Genomic DNA, 14,819 nt, shown 5'->3' on the forward strand with positions numbered 1-14,819 from the left:
GTCGTCAAACGCGCGATCTCCAAGTACAACGCCAAAGGCACCATCGACCGGACCAGCTACAAAGCCACCATCAGCATCGACATCCTGACCACACCAGACCCGTGACAGGAATCCGCAAGCTCTATCTACACGGCATTGGAACTAGACCCGGCCGGCCCCGGCGGGAGGCTGCCTGCGGCACCCTGCGACGTCCGGAGGGACCGGGGGCACCCCTCACCCCATCCTCAGCGGAACGCGGCGACGTGGCGGTCGGCCCAGTCGGTGAAGGTACGCGCGGGACGGCCGAGCACCTGCCGGACGGCCGGGCTGATGCGCAGTTCGGCCCCGTTCGGGGCGCCGAGGATGTCGAGGGTGTCGTCGGCGAGTTCCACCGGCATGCTTCGGGCCATCGCGGTCCTGGCCTCGTCGCGGGTGAGCTCGTGGAACCGCAGGGGCGAGCCCAGCGCGGCGGAGACGGCCTGTGCCTGCCCGCGCGGGCTGATCACCTCCGGGCCGGTCAGCTCGTACACGCCGCCGAGGTGCCGGTCCTCCAGCAGGCAGGCCGCCGCGACGTCGGCGATGTCCGTCGGGTCGACGACCGGCGCGCCGATGTCGCCGAACGGGGCCACGACGGTCCGCTGCGTCCGGATGGACTCGGCCCACCACAGCACGTTGGAGGCGAAGCCGCCCGGCCGCAGGATCGCCCACTCCGGGGCGGACTCCCGGATCAGGTCCTCCAGCGCCCGCATCGCGATCCGGGTCGGGCCGAACGGCCTGGTGGACACGCCCTGTGTGGAGAGCAGCACGATGCGCCGGACCCCGGCCGCCACTGCTCGGCCGACGACGTCGGCCGGGGCTGTCCCGGGGCCGTGCAGGTCGCCCGACAGCAGCAGGAACAGCGCCTTCGCCCCGGCGAGCGCGGGCTCCAGAGCGGCCGGCTCGGCCAGATCGGCTACGACGTGCCGGACGCCGTCCGGCACGGGCGCCGCGTGCCGCGAAACCGCCGTCACCTGTTCTCCCGCCCCGGCCAGTGCCCGCGTCAGCGGCCGGCCGATGTTTCCGGTGGCCCCGGTCACCACGATCATGATCAGCTCCTCGCTCGATGTCCTGCGCTCGATGTCCTGCGCTCGTGTGCACGTGCTGCTGTGCGGTGCTGACGCTAGGACGGCAGGCTTACCACTGGTAAGGACATACCCGAAGGTAAGCTCCGCACATGACGGAAGGCTTGCAGCCAGGGCGCAGTGACACCGGCAAGCGGTATGAGGTGTTTCACACCGACTGCGCGGCACGCGACACGGTCGACCACGTGACCAGCCGATGGGGGGTCTGGGTGCTGATCTCCCTTCAGGGCAACGACCTGCGCTTCTACGAGCTGCGCGACAGCATCCGGGGCATCAGCGAGAAGATGCTCGCGCAGACCCTGCGCACGCTGGTCCAGGACGGCCTGGTGTGGCGCACGGTCGAGCCGACCACGCCGCCTCAGGTCACCTACGGGCTGACCGAGTTCGGCCGGGATGTCGGCGAGCCACTGCTGGAACTGTTCGACCGGATCACCCGGTGGCTGCCGCCGGGCACCGCCGACCGGACACCCGCCGATGGATCACGACCCCGGTCGTAGACACGTCGGGTAAGCCGGCGAGAACGTCGATCGCCCCCGCTCGCCCCGCCAGATGTGGTCGCGAGCTTCTCCCCACCGCGGGGCGCGCAGGATCTGCGTGCGCCAACCTCTCCGCCCGCCTCCGGTGCGCGCGGATCGTGGCGCCGACCGGTCGCACTCAAGGACGGTGCTCCGGATCCGGGGCGCCGATCCGGCTGATCGCGTCGGGGCACGACGCGGCCCCCGGGCCGGCGGGCTGCCGGTCCGGGGGCCGCGGTCGTAGTCCCCGTCCACCGTGTACAGGCGGCCGTTGGCGCCGAGCGCGTACACGTGCAGGACGTTGCCGGTCATCGCGGCGGCGACCTTGGTGATCCGGGTACCGAAGGAGTTGGCGGTGATCGCGGCCCAGCCGGTCCAGCGCCCGACCGCGTAGTCGGAGGCGGCCTCGTAGGGTCCGCCGTCGGCGGCGACCACCAGCTTGGTGGAGGTCCCGTTCTCGACCACCGACAGGTCGGCGATGTTCTCGCGCCCACTGATTCCGCCGCCGGGGAGGCCGGGCAGCGAGGTCAGCAGCGCGGGACGGAGCTGTTGGGGCCGCCGAAGCTCTGCTCGATGTAGCCGGGAACTCCGGTGGTGTTGTCGGTGATTCGCCACCAGTAGGTCTCCAGGGGACCAGGGGTTCCGCAGTACACGGTGACCTTGTGGCCGACGTACCCGAGGCCGTTGATCGTCGCGGTGAGGTTCGGCCTGTTCCGGATGTTCACGCCGTCCTGGTAGAAGCGGCCCGATTCCGCGTTGATCCCGGCAGTAGCGGCCGAGACGGTTTCCGGGGCTGCCGACGCGGTGCCGCCGTAAGCGGAACCGAGGATGATCGCGGCTCCGAGGACACCGGCAGTCTTCTTCAACATGTGATCTCCATGAGTGGCGGAGGTGTGCAACGTGTACGGCCGGATCCGGGCGCGGGCTTTTCCCCGCACCGAGGTCCATCCGTCTGCTCGTTCTCTCGGTGAGCTGATGGGTGGGCGGGTCGTGTTCGTGACTGCGCGGCTTCACCTGTCACCGCCAGCAGTGGGCGAGGTCTGTCAGGGGTCCACGATCCTGTCGACTCGCACGTAGGGCATCGAGACCGTTACCGAACCGCGGGGCCGGCCCGCCCGGGAGCGGGCCGGCCTTCGGCTCAGGGCCTGGTCGTCACCTCGTCCGGACGCGCCCGGCCGGGAGCCGTGCCGCGTGGACGACGCCCCTGGTCAACGGACCACAACGGTCCCGCTGCCCGCACGGTAGCGCCAACCGGCGCCCAGGGTGTTGCAGTGGATCTTGGACCATCCGTTGTTGCTCGCGTCGTTGCCGGACAGGACGGTGTGCCGGCCGTCGCTGCTGTCGCAGTACGCCTTCACCTTGTAGATCTTCTGGGTCGCACAGTGCACCCCGAAGTAGTTCGAGTCCGACCCCTGGACGCAGTACGACGGGATCGAGCCGCTGAGGCCGGTCTGCGCCTGGGCGGGCGCAGCGACGGCGCCGCCGACGGCGAGCACGGCACCGAGGGCGAGTACGGAAACGGTCTGACGGATGCGCATGAGGGACCTCTCGTCGAAAGGATCGATTCGGTGTTCTGCGGCGCCCCGTCCCGGCCGGTCGGCGTTTCGGGGCACGTCGGCAACTCTGGTCGACCGACTTGAGGCAAACCTTGGGAAAAGCTTGATGCCTCAGATAGGGCCGGCAACTCGTTCACTAGGGAAAGGACTTGGACTTGCCGGGCGGACAACCCGACGAGCCTGGGTCCCGCATGTTCGACCCTTCGGAGCTCCACGTCGAGGGACGACCTGCCCCACTGGCCAGGTCGTGGCGGTTGCCGGGCGCGCGCGACCGGAGGGCGGTGACGGCCTCCGCAGCACGGTCCGGGCGGGCGGGTGCAACGGATCGGCTCCCGTCCGGGCCGTCCGGCCAGGTGGGGAGTGTGGACGGGACTACGGACGTCCAGAACCCCGGGCATCCGGGAAAAATACCCCGGCGGGTATATTGGACGACGAAGCGGGGACGTCCTCCCCGACCGATCCACAAGGAGTTCCGCCATGTGTCGACGTACCACGTGCCGAATCTGCGGCAAGGCCGGCTACGCCGGGTGCGGTATGCACGTCGACCAGGTCCTCGCCGGAGTTCGCCAGGCCGACCGCTGCTCCTGCGACCGGAACGCCCGCAAGGCCGGAGGCTTCCTGGCGAAGCTACTGGGCCGCCGCTGAGCGAACGGGCGCCGCTGGGGCGGGCCACACGCCGGGGCACCCGCCCCGTGTCCGCCCAGCGCTGTCGCTGCCGCTGTTGCGGCGGCGTCCTGTGTGGATGTGCGGTTCTGCCCGGCAGATACCCCCGGGGGCCCTCGCTCAGCGCGCCGGCGCCGCCCGCCCGGCGCATCGGAGGAAACGTCGTCGGCGGGAGCGCCGAGCTGCGCTCCCGCCGACGACGGTCGAGGTCGGTCAACGGCGAGAGAACGCGACCTTACGGCAGGACCCGGTCGAGCCGGGCGGTCGACGCCGAACGCATGCCTCGCGGCGAACCCGACGCCTGGCGCACATCGAACACGAACGCGCCCCGCGCCTGCACGGCGGCGGGCCCCGACCGGACGGCCCGGTCCGCCCGCAGGCGGACCAGGAAGACAGACATAGCCCCGCGCCGCACGGCGCCGCCGATGAGCGGGCCGGACGTCAGGCGAGTGCGAGGAAGAGCTTTTCCAGTTCGGCCTCGCTCATCGGCGGCTCGTCGCCGTCCGCGACGGCCATGCACTGCCGCATGCCGCTGGCCACGATCTTGAATCCGGCCCGGTCGAGGGCACGGGAGACCGCTGCCAACTGCGTCACGACGTCCTTGCAGTCACGCCCTGCCTCGATCATCGCGATGACGCCGGCGAGCTGGCCCTGGGCCCGACGAAGGCGATTGAGGACCGCGCCGACCGCTTCGTCGTCGACCTGCATTCCCATACCTCCAGAGAGTCACTCGCCCGCGAGTTTACCCCGTGGGGTATGTCTCGGGCGCCTCGGGGCGGTCAAGGACCCTCCTGGGCAGGGCCGGTCGGCTCCGGTCTGTGACTCGGCGCCGCTGTCCACCGAAGCTGAACCCGACCGCCACCGGCCACCTCGCGACCCGCCGACCAGGAGCAGACCGCGTCCTCACCTGCGCAGGACACCCACCCACCGACGTCACAACCCACGGGCGCAGCCTGCCACTCGTCGCCGACAGCTCCGGGGCGAGGTCAGTGGGGATCGCCTACTTGGTCGGCCACGGCGAAGTCTGCCCCGCAGTCCGTGCAGTGCGCGCTTCCGAAGAGGTAGGTCACAGCAGTGGCCACCTCGTTCTGGCCGTCGGTGAGAGCGAGTGCGTGGATCCGTTGGCCGATGCCGCGCAGGTCCCTCTCTGTCAGCCTTGGATGAGACGTCCCGCTTTGTCGGGTTAGCCTGAGAGGGCCCGAGTAGGAGTTTCACCCCCGATGACCAGCACCAAGCCGTCCACGTCCGACCCGGCTCCCAGGCCGAAGCGCCGCACGTTCAGCCCCGAGTACAAGCTGCGGATCGTCGCCGAGTACGACGCCGCACCCAAGAACGAGAAGGGCGCGGTCCTGCGCCGCGAGCGCCTGTACCACTCGCACGTCACCGAGTGGCGGGCCGCGCGCGATGCCGGGGCCCTGGAGAGGCTGGTCGACCACCGCACGAGCCCGGCCCGGCCGAAGAAGTCCGCCACCGAGGCCGAGAACGAGAAACTGCGCCAACAGGTGGAACGGCTGGAGAGGGAGCTCGCCCGGAACAAGGCCGCGCTGGAGGTCCTGGGAAAAGCGTCGGCGCTCTTGGAAATGATCTCCGAGAGCGCGGACTGACGCACGCCGCCACCCCCGTCGTGGACGAGGCGTTCACCGGCATCGAACACGAGCTGGGCACCACGGCCGCCTGCCGGCTGACCGGCCGCTCCCGCGCCACCCACTACCGCAGACTGCAACCGCCGCCCGCACGCCGGCCCAGCCCCCCGCAGATCCAGCCGTCGGCCCTGACAGCCGAGGAACGCGAAGCGGTACTGGAGTTGATGAACAGCCCCGAGTACGCCGAACTGCCACCCGCCCAGATCTGGGCCCGCGAACTGGACGCCGGGCGCTACCACTGCTCGGTCTCCACGATGTACCGGATCCTGCGTCAGCGGGGGCAGTCCGGTGAGCGCCGTCGCCAGGCCACCCACCCACCCACCCGGCCAGGACGGTGCCCGAACTGGTCGCCGACGGCCCCTCCCAGGTGTTCAGCTGGGACATCACCAAGGCGGCCGGCCCCCGCAAGGGCATCTGGTACCACGCCTACGTCATCATCGACATCTTCAGCCGCTACATCGTGGGCCACACCGTCGAGGCGGCCGAATCCGCCGGGCGAGCCGAGGAGTTGATCCGCGAGGCCATCACGCGCAACGGCATCGTCCCCGACACCGTGCACGCCGACCGGGGCACCTCGATGACCTCCAAGAAGGTCTCCCAGCTGCTGATCGACCTCGGCGTCACCAGGAGCCACTCCCGACCCAAGGTGAGCAACGACAACCCCTACAGCGAGGCCCAGTTCAAGACCACCAAGTACATGTCCGACTACCCCAATGCCGCGTAGTTAAGCCCTGGACACGACCGTCAAACGGCGAGCAATGGGTGGACTTTGACGATCTATCGGACAAGACAACGGGACCTCCGATAGAGCAGAGAAGCCGACCAAGGTCTTCCTGCCCGGAGAGGTCCCGTTGCCCAGCAAGTGTGCCACCACCACGCTCACCCGAACCATCACGCTCGCCTCCGGGCTCTTCGCGCCCGGCCACCTCGGCGAGCTGACCCAACAGGTGCCCTTCGAACTCGTCGACGCTATCTTGGACGAGACGCTGACGACCCAACGGCGTCTGCGGCAACTGCCGTCCCGGGTCGGCGTGTACTTCCTCCTGGCCCTGGCGCTGTTCCCGACTCTGGGCAACGCACGGGTGTGGGACAAGCTGACCGCAGGTCTGCACCAGCTCACTCCGCACCGTCCCTCGGAGAAGGCACTTCGGGACCTGCGCCGCCGCTTGGGGCCGGCCCCGATGAAAGCCTTGTTCGAGGTTCTGGCCGGCTCGCTGGCCCAGCCCCGAACCCCCGGCACGTGCTACCGGTCCTGGCGCACCGTCGCCTTCGACGGCTGCAGTTCGCTCAAGGCCCCTGACCAGCCGCGCGTCCGGGCACTGCTGGGCAAGGCCCGGCACCGCTGGGGCATCGCCGGATACCCGGCCCTGCAGCTGATGGCCCTGTGCGAGACGGGAACCCGCGGGCTGCTCGGCGCGGTCTTCGGGCCCACCAGCACTGGAGAACAGGCGTACGCCCTCAAGCTACTGCCTCTGCTGTCACCGTCGATGCTGCTGCTGGCCGACCGCGGCTTCGACGGACAAGACTTCCTCGGCGCCGTCGCCGATACCGGCGCCAAGTTCCTGGTCCGCCTGCGTTCCCTGCGATGCCCCGCCGTGCTGGCCGTCCTGCCCGACGGCTCCTACCTCACTCGTCTCGGTCAGCTCAAGGTCCGCATCATCGAGGCCGACATCACGGTGACCACCCGCGACGGACAGCGCGTGGGTGACCGCTACCGGCTGGCCACCACACTGCTCGACCACCGCAGCGATCCCGCCGAGGCGCTCGTGCGCCTCTATCACGAACGCTGGGAGGTCGAATCCGCGTTCTACGCGCTCCGCCACACCCTGCTCACCAGGCGTGTCCTGCGCTCGTGCGACCCGTCCGGGCTCGAACAGGAACTGTGGGCACTCCTGTCGCTCTACCAGATCCTGCGCAGGGCCATGGTCGAGGCGATCGAGTCCGCCCCGGGTACCGATCCCGACCGCGCCAGCTTCACCGTGGCCCTCGAAGCGGCCCGCGACCAGGTCACCACCGCTCGCGGCGTCCGCCCTCCGGTCGGCGACACCACGAGCCGGGGGGCGATCAGCGATGCGGTGCTCGCCGCGCTCCTGCCACCGCGACGCTCGCGAGTGAGCGCCCGCAAGGTGAAGTCCCCGATGACGCGCTACCCAGGAGTCCCCTCCGATCCCAGGCCCGCGACCAGCCGGAACATCACACACCTTGCCATCATCGTCCACCAGACCGCCATGCCACCCGCGCCGACTCCGCGCGCTCCCAGCCGCCGCGCACTCCTGCTGCGACTCCTACGCACCGATCCATACCGGACCTGGCAGTCCCGTGAGATCGCCCAGGGAATCTCCTGCTCGAACATCAGAAGCCTGTGGACACAACTCAACGACTGGACCAAAGAAGGCATCCTGCACAAAATCGCCCGCAATACCTACGAATTGGCGCCGGAGTGGATCGGCATGGATGCGCCAGCCGACGATTTGACGGGCGTGTCCAGGGCTTAACTACGCGGCATTGCCGACTACCCCGAGCGGTTCGACTCCCTGACCCAGGCCCGCGAATGGTTCGACGCCTTCATCTCGTACTACAACCACGAGCACCGGCACTCGGGTATCGCACTGCACACGCCCGCCAGCGTCCACTTCGGCACCGCGGAGGAGATCCGCGACCAGCGGGCCGTCACCCTCACCGAGGCCTACACGCGCCACCCCGAACGCTTCGGTCACCGCCCCAGACCACCCGAGATCCCGAAGACCGCGTGGATCAACGACCCCGCCAAGCGCAGGGAACCCGCACCACAAACCTCATAACCTCACGACCGTCTCACTGGACTTGAAATCTTCCGGGTCGCCAGGGCCCACGGGTCGCAAAGGGGCCTTCTCCACATGGTCGTTCAGGGCGTAGTCGCCGCTCGTGGAGAAGTAGCCGTAGTCACCGATGGCGATGAACAGGCTGGTTTCGCAGTCGGGACAGGAGATCTGGTACTCCCCGTTCACGAGTCCCCACGCAAGCTCCTCACCCCAGACCGGGACACCTTCGAATGCCAGAACGGCTTCGAGCAGGTAGATGTAGTCGGTCCGGTCGGGAGACGTCCGAAGGTGCTCGTTCGCCATTCGTAGGAGGGTTGCGATCTCCTGCGCATACTTCACACGGACGTCGTCGGCCCCGTTCAGCTGATCCGTCCCCGCCACGATCGCGGCTGCGAGGTGCAGTGCGTTCAGCTGCTCCTGCGGGTCGGCACCCACGGCGATTGTCGTCAGCCGGGGAAGCGCCGCGAAGCTGGCCGAGTAGACGCTGCCCTGATGGCAGAGGGCCGACCAGAGGTCGTTCCAGCGCTCGGCGTTCGGATCTGCTTCGATCTCGTTCAGCAGGGCGGGTATGTCTTCCGCAGAGCCGTAGGCATGGCTGAGTTGCGACCAATCCGTCATGCAGGAATCCAACCAGGCCGTTGTGACATTCGAGGCTCCTGCACCGGAAGCGTCGGCGCCGGCCCCACGACGGAACCGCAGAGTCCCCGACCGGCACAACCCCCGAAGGCCGCCCAGGCGGACCAGGAGTCAGCAGGACGGCCCGGTCGCCGGGGACTGCGGCAGGAACCCGGCGGGCGCACCATCGACGCTACGGGCCGACAACCGGCCGGCAGGAAGGTGGGGGCGGGACGCGCCCTGGGAAGTCAGCCGGCGTCCCGCCCCGGGTGGAGCACGTGATCAGGAAGGGTGACCCTGTCGCAGGCCTCGGCGCAGCGGTGTCCGCCGGGCCCTGTACGACCTACCCGTCAGACCACCCACCAGCCGTAGCCCGTGAACCCGCCCTTGCCCGCGCAGTAGGCGTACGAGGTGGAACCGTTCGCGTACTTCTTCGCACCGAAGACGATGCTGCCGTTCCCGCACTCGGCGACGGCGTAGAACTTCGTGCCGGCCGCACCCGAGCAGGTGACGCTGAAGGTGTTGATGTCGCTCCAGTTGGAGGCGCACCTGGCGGCAGCGAGGCTCGCGCCCGGACTGGACGTCTGGGCCTGAGCGGCGGGCACCGCACCGAGAACGAGAGCGGCTCCGATGGCGGCACCGGCGAATGCACGACGGATCTGCATGATCGACTCCTCAAGAGTGGTCGAGTGAACCCTGTTGCCCGACCGACCGGGCAACAGGACCCACCGTTCCTGATCGCCCTTGGGAGGAACCTTGAGGGAATCCTGAAGTGCCAGGTCAGGGGGCCTGCGCCCCGTCGCACCCTCCGGGCCGACGGTCGAGCTCCGCTGACACGACACACCGTCGGTCGACGATCGGGCCCGGCCGGCTCCCGAACTCCCGGCATGCCTTGCGGGCTCCCGACGGCCCGAGCGTGCCGGGCTTGAATCGGCATGGAGCAGGGGCGAGGCCGACCGGGCTACGGCGGACGACGGGCGGCGGGTTGACAAAGAAGCCCTGTTTATCGATTATCAGCATATCGGTAATCGATAAGGGGGAGTTGGGATGTCCTTGCTGGGCAAACTGCGGAGGCCCGACTGGCTCGGCGAACTTCAGGGCGTGCTCACGCTCGGTCTGGTCGCAACGGGCCTGGCGATCGCGGTACCCGTGGGCCGTGCGCTGCTGGGCGACCTGCCCGTGACAGCCTGGATACCGGCCGGCGCGCTGGAGGGGAGCACCGTGATCCCCGGCAGGACGACCGGGGGCGTCAGCATCACCCCGGACTCCGTCATCGAGGTGGAGATCGGCGATCCCAGCGCCCACCAGCTCGTCGCGGCGGTACTCACCGCGCTGCCCAGCCTGCTGGTCGCCCTCGGCATGCTGGTCATGCTGCTGCTCGTCGTGCGGCGGGCCCGTCGCGGTGATCCGTTCACCGCCCAGGCGGTGCGGCGGTTGCGGCTGCTCGCCGTCTTCGTCATCGTCGGCGGGACTCTGGCCGGGGTGACGGAGAGCGTCGCGGCACTGGATCTCGCCCTCAGCGTGAGCGACACGGCGGGCGTCACGGTCTGGGAGTTCCCGGCCGCGTGGACGCTGGCCGGGTTCGGGCTCCTCGCGTCCGCCGAGGTCGTCAGCCGTGGCGCCGGGATGCGGGCCGAGCTGGAGACGGTGATCTGATGCCACCGGAGGAAGAGCACCGCGTCGAGGTGCACCTCGACAGGCTGTTGGAGGAATGCGGCCTCACGCTGACCGAATTGGCGGACCGGGTCGGCCTCACGCTTGCCAACCTCTCCGTCCTCAAGAACGGCCGGGCACGCGCGATCCGGTTCAGCACGCTCACAGCGCTGTGCGATGCACTCGACTGCCGGCCCGGCGACCTGCTCACCGTCCTGCCCAGGACACCGCCCGGCTGAACCGGTGCGCTGCCCTCACGGCCGGAGCGCCGTCGAGATGAGGGGCATCGCGGGCGAGCCGGCCGTCTGCCGTGTCGTCAGCTCTCCATCCCTGACGGCGCCCGACACCCCGGCCACGACCGGAGCCGCCCGGCCGGAGCCTCTCCCGCGAGGATTGCCGGCCCGACGGCGCCCGCGCACCCGCCCCGAATCCCGGTGCGGAAACGGAACTGCACAGACACCATGGTGATCATGACGAACGACGAGACGGGGCTCGCCCCTCTGGGCCTCTGCGTGGTGGGCAACGTGGCGCAGGTGACCGCCCACGGCACCGGCGGCGGCGAACTCCACTCCGGCCTGCGGCACTTCGCCCCTGGCGCCAAGGTCTGGGTCGCGCCGCCGCGCTGGGACCCGTGGGACCCGGGCGTGACCGTCGTCGGCCGTCACCGGGGTAACCACCGCCGCTACATCGCGGTCGTCGTCCAGCGCCGGTTCCTGGAAGACCTGCGGGTCCGGGGTATCTACAGCCCGGCCCTGCTGGCGAAGCTCGGCGGCGGCTGGAACGCCCATGCGGCCGAGGAGTTCACGCGGTTCTGGGGCAGCCCGAGGCTGGAGACGCGGGTCGAGATCGACGGACGGCCGCGCTGGGCCACGCCGGTCCTCGACCCCCCGCCCCCGGAGATGGAGTACGAGGGCGCGGTCTACCACCTGTCCGGCTTCGACGCCGGACACGCCCGCTACTCGGCGCAGCCGCCCCCCTGGCTGCGACCCCGGCAAGGCTGAGCCGAGCCCCCACCGCGCCGACTCCGTGCCCGGATCTCTGAGCTCGGCGCGGGTCTGAGGGCGGTCGTGTCGGTGAAACTCGAACACCTCGATTTCGAGCGGCCCGTCCGCGACCGGCCGGGCAACGGACCCGTCCGCGCCTGCGTCGCCGAGGCCGTCCGAAAGCACCAGGCCGGCTGGCTCCGTACCAACCCGGCGCAGGAGACGGCCGCCCTCACCCGGATCTCGTCGGTCACCCGTCACTGACAGCGGCGCACCGAGGACCCCGAGGCCCAGGTCGGGCTTGATCCCTGATTGCCGGTGAGGTCAGTCCGGCGCCCGGCTTCCGCACGGTCGCGCAACGCCCTGGAGAGCCGGGTGTGAATGCCGGAGATCTCCGCCATGCCCGCTCCCTACGGAGGGCAACTGTCTGCACGGCCAGATGTGCGCGTTCCAGAACTCCAACGGCGGCGGTCAGCCCTCTCCGGCCTGGCCGGGGCGGCCTTGTCCGCGTGGCCCCGGCAGGCGGGAGAGAAACCGTCCGCCCGCTGCGAGCGGCAACCCCGGAACCCGACCGGCCGCCCTCCCCCACCGCTTCGCGTCCGTGCCGAAGTCCCGCAGGGTGGAGTGGCCGGCCTTCCCGGCCGAGGGTCGCTTCCCGGCCCTTGCGGGCCGCGGTTGTGCGCTGGTTGCCCCCGGTCAGCGGCGGCCGGTGGCCAGGATGACGAGGAACTGGCCGCCACCCGTTTCGATGTCTGCGGTCACCGGCAGCCCCGGTACCAGTCGGGAGAACCGGTCCACCAACCAGTCCGCCGCCTCCTGGGCGTCCTGCCTGGTCGGGCAACGGCCCACCATCTCGCGGCCCCCCTTGCGCTCCAGCCTCCCGGCCACGGTGATCAGGGGCGCCGGCTCGACCACGTACAGGCGGTCCGGCCAGGCGATGACCACCTTGACCGCGCCCTTGCGGGTGTTGCACCCGCGATGCGCAAGCCGCTCGGCGACCTTGGCCTTCCGGTCGGCGGTACGGCTGTCGACACTGGGCCCTCGCGGGTCGTTCACCGACTCGCCGGGGTCGACCGGTTCGTCGCACACCCAGCATCGCCAGCCGTCGCGCTCGGCCACATCTTCAAGGAGACTCACCCGAGCAAACTAGCCTGCCCGGCCGCCACCCCGCACATCAGGGCCACCACGACGCCTCGACACCGACCGACCAGGCTGCGGAGGCACACGCCGATCCGGCCCGGTTCCGGCCTCGCCGGGACGCGGCGACGATCAGCACCTGCCTTGCAACGCTCCCCTGCTCAGCTCTGCTGCTCCGCCAGGACCGGCTGGAGCATCGATTCGAGGACGTCGTCGATCTGGCCGCCGAGAGCACGGGCCGCCAGTCGGCCCTGCCGGTCGACGATCAGCGTGGTCGGGAAGGACTGCGCACCGAGGGTGCCCGTGGGGAACCTGAGCAACTGGGTGCCGGCCGGGTCGTACTGGCTGGGGAAGGTGACGCTCGCACGCGTCTCCGGCGGATTCAGGCGGGTCCGGCGCTACCCGCCCAAACCCTTCCGACCTGCGACCGCACCCGAGTCCGGTCGTCCGGCCGGCGACGCAGGGGTCACATCCGAGGGAGGGGGTGGGACCCGACGCTCGCGCGTCGGGTCCCACCCCCTCCCTCGGATGCGGATGTTCCTACCGGTCACCAGCGGTACCAGCGGTGACGGCGGCCGGAGGAGTGCGTGCCACGGGCGACGAACCCGACCAGCCAGAGCACCAGGACGACGACGGCCACCCACCAGAGGATCTTCACCGCGAACCCCGCCCCGAACAGGAGCAGAGCCAGCAGCAGGACGATGAGAAGCGGAACCATGAGTCGACCTCCGTAGTCAGTGTCGGAGGACCGGCTGCCCCGCCGAACAGCTCATATTCCTGGGAATCTTTCTGCCCGACGAGGGCAGACGACCCCGCCCAGGCTGCCGGCCGACGTGGCGGGCGCCCTCGCCTGCTGGTCGGTAAAGCCGTTGAGCCTGCGCCCCTCGCTCGGTGATCATCTGCTGGTGACCGTCGAGAAGACACTTGCCAACGCAGAAGCGGACCTCCGTGCGGGCCGCGTACCCATGGCTCGCCAGCGGTTGCGCGGCCTGGTGTCCTCCTGTCCCACCGACCTTCAGGTGCGGTGCCGCCTGGGTGAGGTCTACCGACTGTACGGCGATGCTGCCCAGGCCGGGCGCTGGACGTATCTGCAGGCTGACCGGGACCCTGATGAGACGGCGGCGTTCGAGGCTCGGTACCCCCACCCCGTCGCCCGGATGACCGCTCTGGCGTGGCGAGGTCCCGAGGACGTGGCAGCCACCGACATCGCTCGAACACGTCTGACCGAGGTCCGTGAGTCGGCTTCGGACGCCGCGGGCCGTCCGCTTTCCTGGGGCTTCGCTCCTTCCGACGGCCGGGAGACCGAGGCAGGCAGCTCGTCCGCCGTGATCCCGACGGTGGGCTGCACGGCCGTGATCCTCGTGGTGCTCGTGCTGGTTCTGTTCGTCGTCCTCGGCGCGGTCAGCTTCATCAGCCGGCTCTGACGGACTGCGGGGCGGCCGGGGGCAGGCGGAGCAGCGCAGGGGCCGGGCCGGAAGGACGCTTCGGGTGTCACTCTCGGAGGGGCAGCAGGTTCTCAGGCATACCGCAGGCGGTTGTTCAGATATTTCTCATCTCCAGGCCCGACCTTTGTCGTGATCATCCGGCCGAAGAGCGTCCGACGGTCGGTGACGACCGTCACCGATCGAGCCGAAGCGGGGGTGACGGGCCACCCGTTTCCACAGGTCATCAAGCACAAGATCATCCGACACCCGCGCGACCCTGCCCGCCACCGACACCAACTTCCAAGCCCTGCAAGCAAATTCAATCTGAGACGATCAGTTAGGTGGAACGGTCAGCGGTGGACGGGAAGCCGGTCGGTGAAGCGGTGGGGACGTCTCGACTGCGGGACACGTGGCTCCGTGGGACGGCTCTGCGTAGCCGACTGGCGGTATCCGTGGCTGCGGCCGTGTCACTGGCCGTGGTGACGTGCGCGGTGACCGGCTGGTTCGTGGCACGCGAGGAGATGACCGCTCAGGTCGATCAGGCGCTGGCACGTACCTGGGCGCCGAACGTGCACGCGCCGCCTCAAGCTGAGTGGACGTTAAGTCCGCTTTCTCTCGGTTCATGATCGCTCGTTCGTGTGAACGTCGGCCGTACTGGCGTGCCAGTCGGGGTTCGGGTGATGTTCTGCGGCGCATGGACAGACGGGCGTATCCGAGCGACTTATCGGA

21 protein-coding genes are annotated in these 14,819 nt (G+C 69.7%); 11 read left to right on the top strand and 10 right to left on the bottom strand.

The genetic code is table 11. The features are described 5' to 3' along the window. Nucleotides 1-224: 224 nt before the first annotated feature. On the bottom strand, nt 225-1,064 hold the full coding sequence (locus tag PUR56_RS12310; RefSeq protein WP_329948916.1) for an NAD(P)H-binding protein: 840 nt from the start codon (nt 1,062-1,064) through the stop codon (nt 225-227). 128 nt (nt 1,065-1,192) lie between these two features. Between PUR56_RS12310 and PUR56_RS12315 the strand changes: the two genes are divergently transcribed. After that, on the top strand, nt 1,193-1,597 hold the full coding sequence (locus PUR56_RS12315) for a winged helix-turn-helix transcriptional regulator (protein ID WP_329948917.1): 405 nt from the start codon (nt 1,193-1,195) through the stop codon (nt 1,595-1,597). Here the strand turns inward: PUR56_RS12315 and PUR56_RS12320 are convergent. From PUR56_RS12320 to PUR56_RS12330, 3 genes are all read right to left on the bottom strand, one after another. Then, nucleotides 1,580-2,080, bottom strand: a complete 501-nt coding sequence (locus PUR56_RS12320) for a hypothetical protein (RefSeq protein ID WP_329948918.1) — start codon at nt 2,078-2,080, stop codon at nt 1,580-1,582. The two genes, PUR56_RS12315 and PUR56_RS12320, sit on opposite strands and share 18 nt — an antisense overlap. Before the next feature lie 62 nt (nt 2,081-2,142). Then, nucleotides 2,143-2,484, bottom strand: a complete 342-nt coding sequence (locus PUR56_RS12325) for an SH3 domain-containing protein (RefSeq protein WP_329948919.1) — start codon at nt 2,482-2,484, stop codon at nt 2,143-2,145. 339 nt (nt 2,485-2,823) lie between these two features. Further along, nucleotides 2,824-3,153 (bottom strand): hypothetical protein, encoded by a 330-nt coding sequence (locus PUR56_RS12330; protein WP_329875196.1) that lies wholly within the window; start codon nt 3,151-3,153, stop codon nt 2,824-2,826. A 495-nt stretch (nt 3,154-3,648) separates the two neighbouring features. Between PUR56_RS12330 and PUR56_RS12335 the strand changes: the two genes are divergently transcribed. Then, complete coding sequence (locus tag PUR56_RS12335) at nt 3,649-3,816, top strand: hypothetical protein (RefSeq protein WP_329948920.1); 168 nt, start codon at nt 3,649-3,651, stop codon at nt 3,814-3,816. Between the two features lie 459 nt (nt 3,817-4,275). On the opposite strand, the gene PUR56_RS12340 is transcribed toward PUR56_RS12335, so the two are convergent. Continuing rightward, a complete protein-coding gene (locus PUR56_RS12340; protein WP_329875212.1) occupies nt 4,276-4,542 on the bottom strand; it encodes a metal-sensitive transcriptional regulator in 267 nt (88 codons plus the stop codon). 512 nt (nt 4,543-5,054) lie between these two features. Between PUR56_RS12340 and PUR56_RS12345 the strand changes: the two genes are divergently transcribed. The 4 genes from PUR56_RS12345 (at nt 5,055) to PUR56_RS43405 (ending at nt 8,278) form a co-directional block, all read left to right on the top strand. Continuing rightward, entirely contained in the window at nt 5,055-5,438 is a 384-nt protein-coding gene (locus PUR56_RS12345; RefSeq protein WP_266315394.1) for a hypothetical protein, read from the top strand. 373 nt (nt 5,439-5,811) lie between these two features. Next, on the top strand, nt 5,812-6,201 hold the full coding sequence (locus PUR56_RS12350; RefSeq protein ID WP_443034482.1) for a transposase: 390 nt from the start codon (nt 5,812-5,814) through the stop codon (nt 6,199-6,201). A 127-nt stretch (nt 6,202-6,328) separates the two neighbouring features. Next, on the top strand, nt 6,329-7,972 hold the full coding sequence (locus tag PUR56_RS12355) for an IS4 family transposase (protein WP_329948921.1): 1,644 nt from the start codon (nt 6,329-6,331) through the stop codon (nt 7,970-7,972). Nucleotides 7,973-7,981: 9 nt separating this feature from the next. Then, entirely contained in the window at nt 7,982-8,278 is a 297-nt protein-coding gene (locus PUR56_RS43405; RefSeq protein ID WP_443034483.1) for an integrase core domain-containing protein, read from the top strand. On the opposite strand, the gene PUR56_RS12360 is transcribed toward PUR56_RS43405, so the two are convergent. Both PUR56_RS12360 and PUR56_RS12365 read right to left on the bottom strand, forming a co-directional pair. After that, the gene (locus tag PUR56_RS12360; RefSeq protein ID WP_329948922.1) at nt 8,273-8,896 is read right to left on the bottom strand and encodes a hypothetical protein; all 624 of its coding nucleotides are present in this window, start codon (nt 8,894-8,896) and stop codon (nt 8,273-8,275) included. The two genes, PUR56_RS43405 and PUR56_RS12360, sit on opposite strands and share 6 nt — an antisense overlap. A gap of 347 nt (nt 8,897-9,243) precedes the next feature. Further along, nucleotides 9,244-9,558, bottom strand: coding sequence for a hypothetical protein (locus tag PUR56_RS12365; protein ID WP_329948923.1), 315 nt, complete (start codon nt 9,556-9,558; stop codon nt 9,244-9,246). Between the two features lie 382 nt (nt 9,559-9,940). Here PUR56_RS12365 and PUR56_RS12370 point away from each other — a divergent pair, with 382 nt between their 5' ends. The 4 genes from PUR56_RS12370 to PUR56_RS12385 all read left to right on the top strand — a co-directional run bounded on the left by PUR56_RS12370 (nt 9,941) and on the right by PUR56_RS12385 (nt 11,793). Beyond that, the gene (locus PUR56_RS12370; RefSeq protein ID WP_329948924.1) at nt 9,941-10,549 is read left to right on the top strand and encodes a DUF2975 domain-containing protein; all 609 of its coding nucleotides are present in this window, start codon (nt 9,941-9,943) and stop codon (nt 10,547-10,549) included. Next, a complete protein-coding gene (locus PUR56_RS12375) occupies nt 10,549-10,785 on the top strand; it encodes a helix-turn-helix domain-containing protein (protein WP_329875206.1) in 237 nt (78 codons plus the stop codon). Before PUR56_RS12370 ends, PUR56_RS12375 begins: the two co-directional genes overlap by 1 nt. A gap of 231 nt (nt 10,786-11,016) precedes the next feature. Further along, a complete protein-coding gene (locus PUR56_RS12380; protein ID WP_329948925.1) occupies nt 11,017-11,547 on the top strand; it encodes a hypothetical protein in 531 nt (176 codons plus the stop codon). A 72-nt stretch (nt 11,548-11,619) separates the two neighbouring features. Then, nucleotides 11,620-11,793 (top strand): hypothetical protein, encoded by a 174-nt coding sequence (locus tag PUR56_RS12385; RefSeq protein WP_329948926.1) that lies wholly within the window; start codon nt 11,620-11,622, stop codon nt 11,791-11,793. A 432-nt stretch (nt 11,794-12,225) separates the two neighbouring features. Here the strand turns inward: PUR56_RS12385 and PUR56_RS12390 are convergent, their stop codons facing one another. From PUR56_RS12390 to PUR56_RS12400, 3 genes are all read right to left on the bottom strand, one after another. After that, nucleotides 12,226-12,666 (bottom strand): hypothetical protein, encoded by a 441-nt coding sequence (locus PUR56_RS12390; protein ID WP_329948927.1) that lies wholly within the window; start codon nt 12,664-12,666, stop codon nt 12,226-12,228. 161 nt (nt 12,667-12,827) lie between these two features. Then, nucleotides 12,828-12,986 (bottom strand): TlpA family protein disulfide reductase, encoded by a 159-nt coding sequence (locus PUR56_RS12395; RefSeq protein WP_329948928.1) that lies wholly within the window; start codon nt 12,984-12,986, stop codon nt 12,828-12,830. Between the two features lie 227 nt (nt 12,987-13,213). Next, nucleotides 13,214-13,384: a hydrophobic protein gene (locus tag PUR56_RS12400; RefSeq protein WP_329874831.1), complete on the bottom strand. Its 171-nt coding sequence runs from the start codon at nt 13,382-13,384 to the stop codon at nt 13,214-13,216. 187 nt (nt 13,385-13,571) lie between these two features. On the opposite strand from PUR56_RS12400, the gene PUR56_RS12405 reads away from it, so the two are divergent. Beyond that, complete coding sequence (locus tag PUR56_RS12405) at nt 13,572-14,090, top strand: DUF6584 family protein (RefSeq protein WP_329948929.1); 519 nt, start codon at nt 13,572-13,574, stop codon at nt 14,088-14,090. The last annotated feature ends 729 nt before the right edge of the window (nt 14,091-14,819 follow it).

Origin of the sequence: Streptomyces sp. BE303 (genome assembly GCF_036290945.1) — a bacterium.
Classification (GTDB): Bacteria; Actinomycetota; Actinomycetes; order Streptomycetales; family Streptomycetaceae; genus Kitasatospora.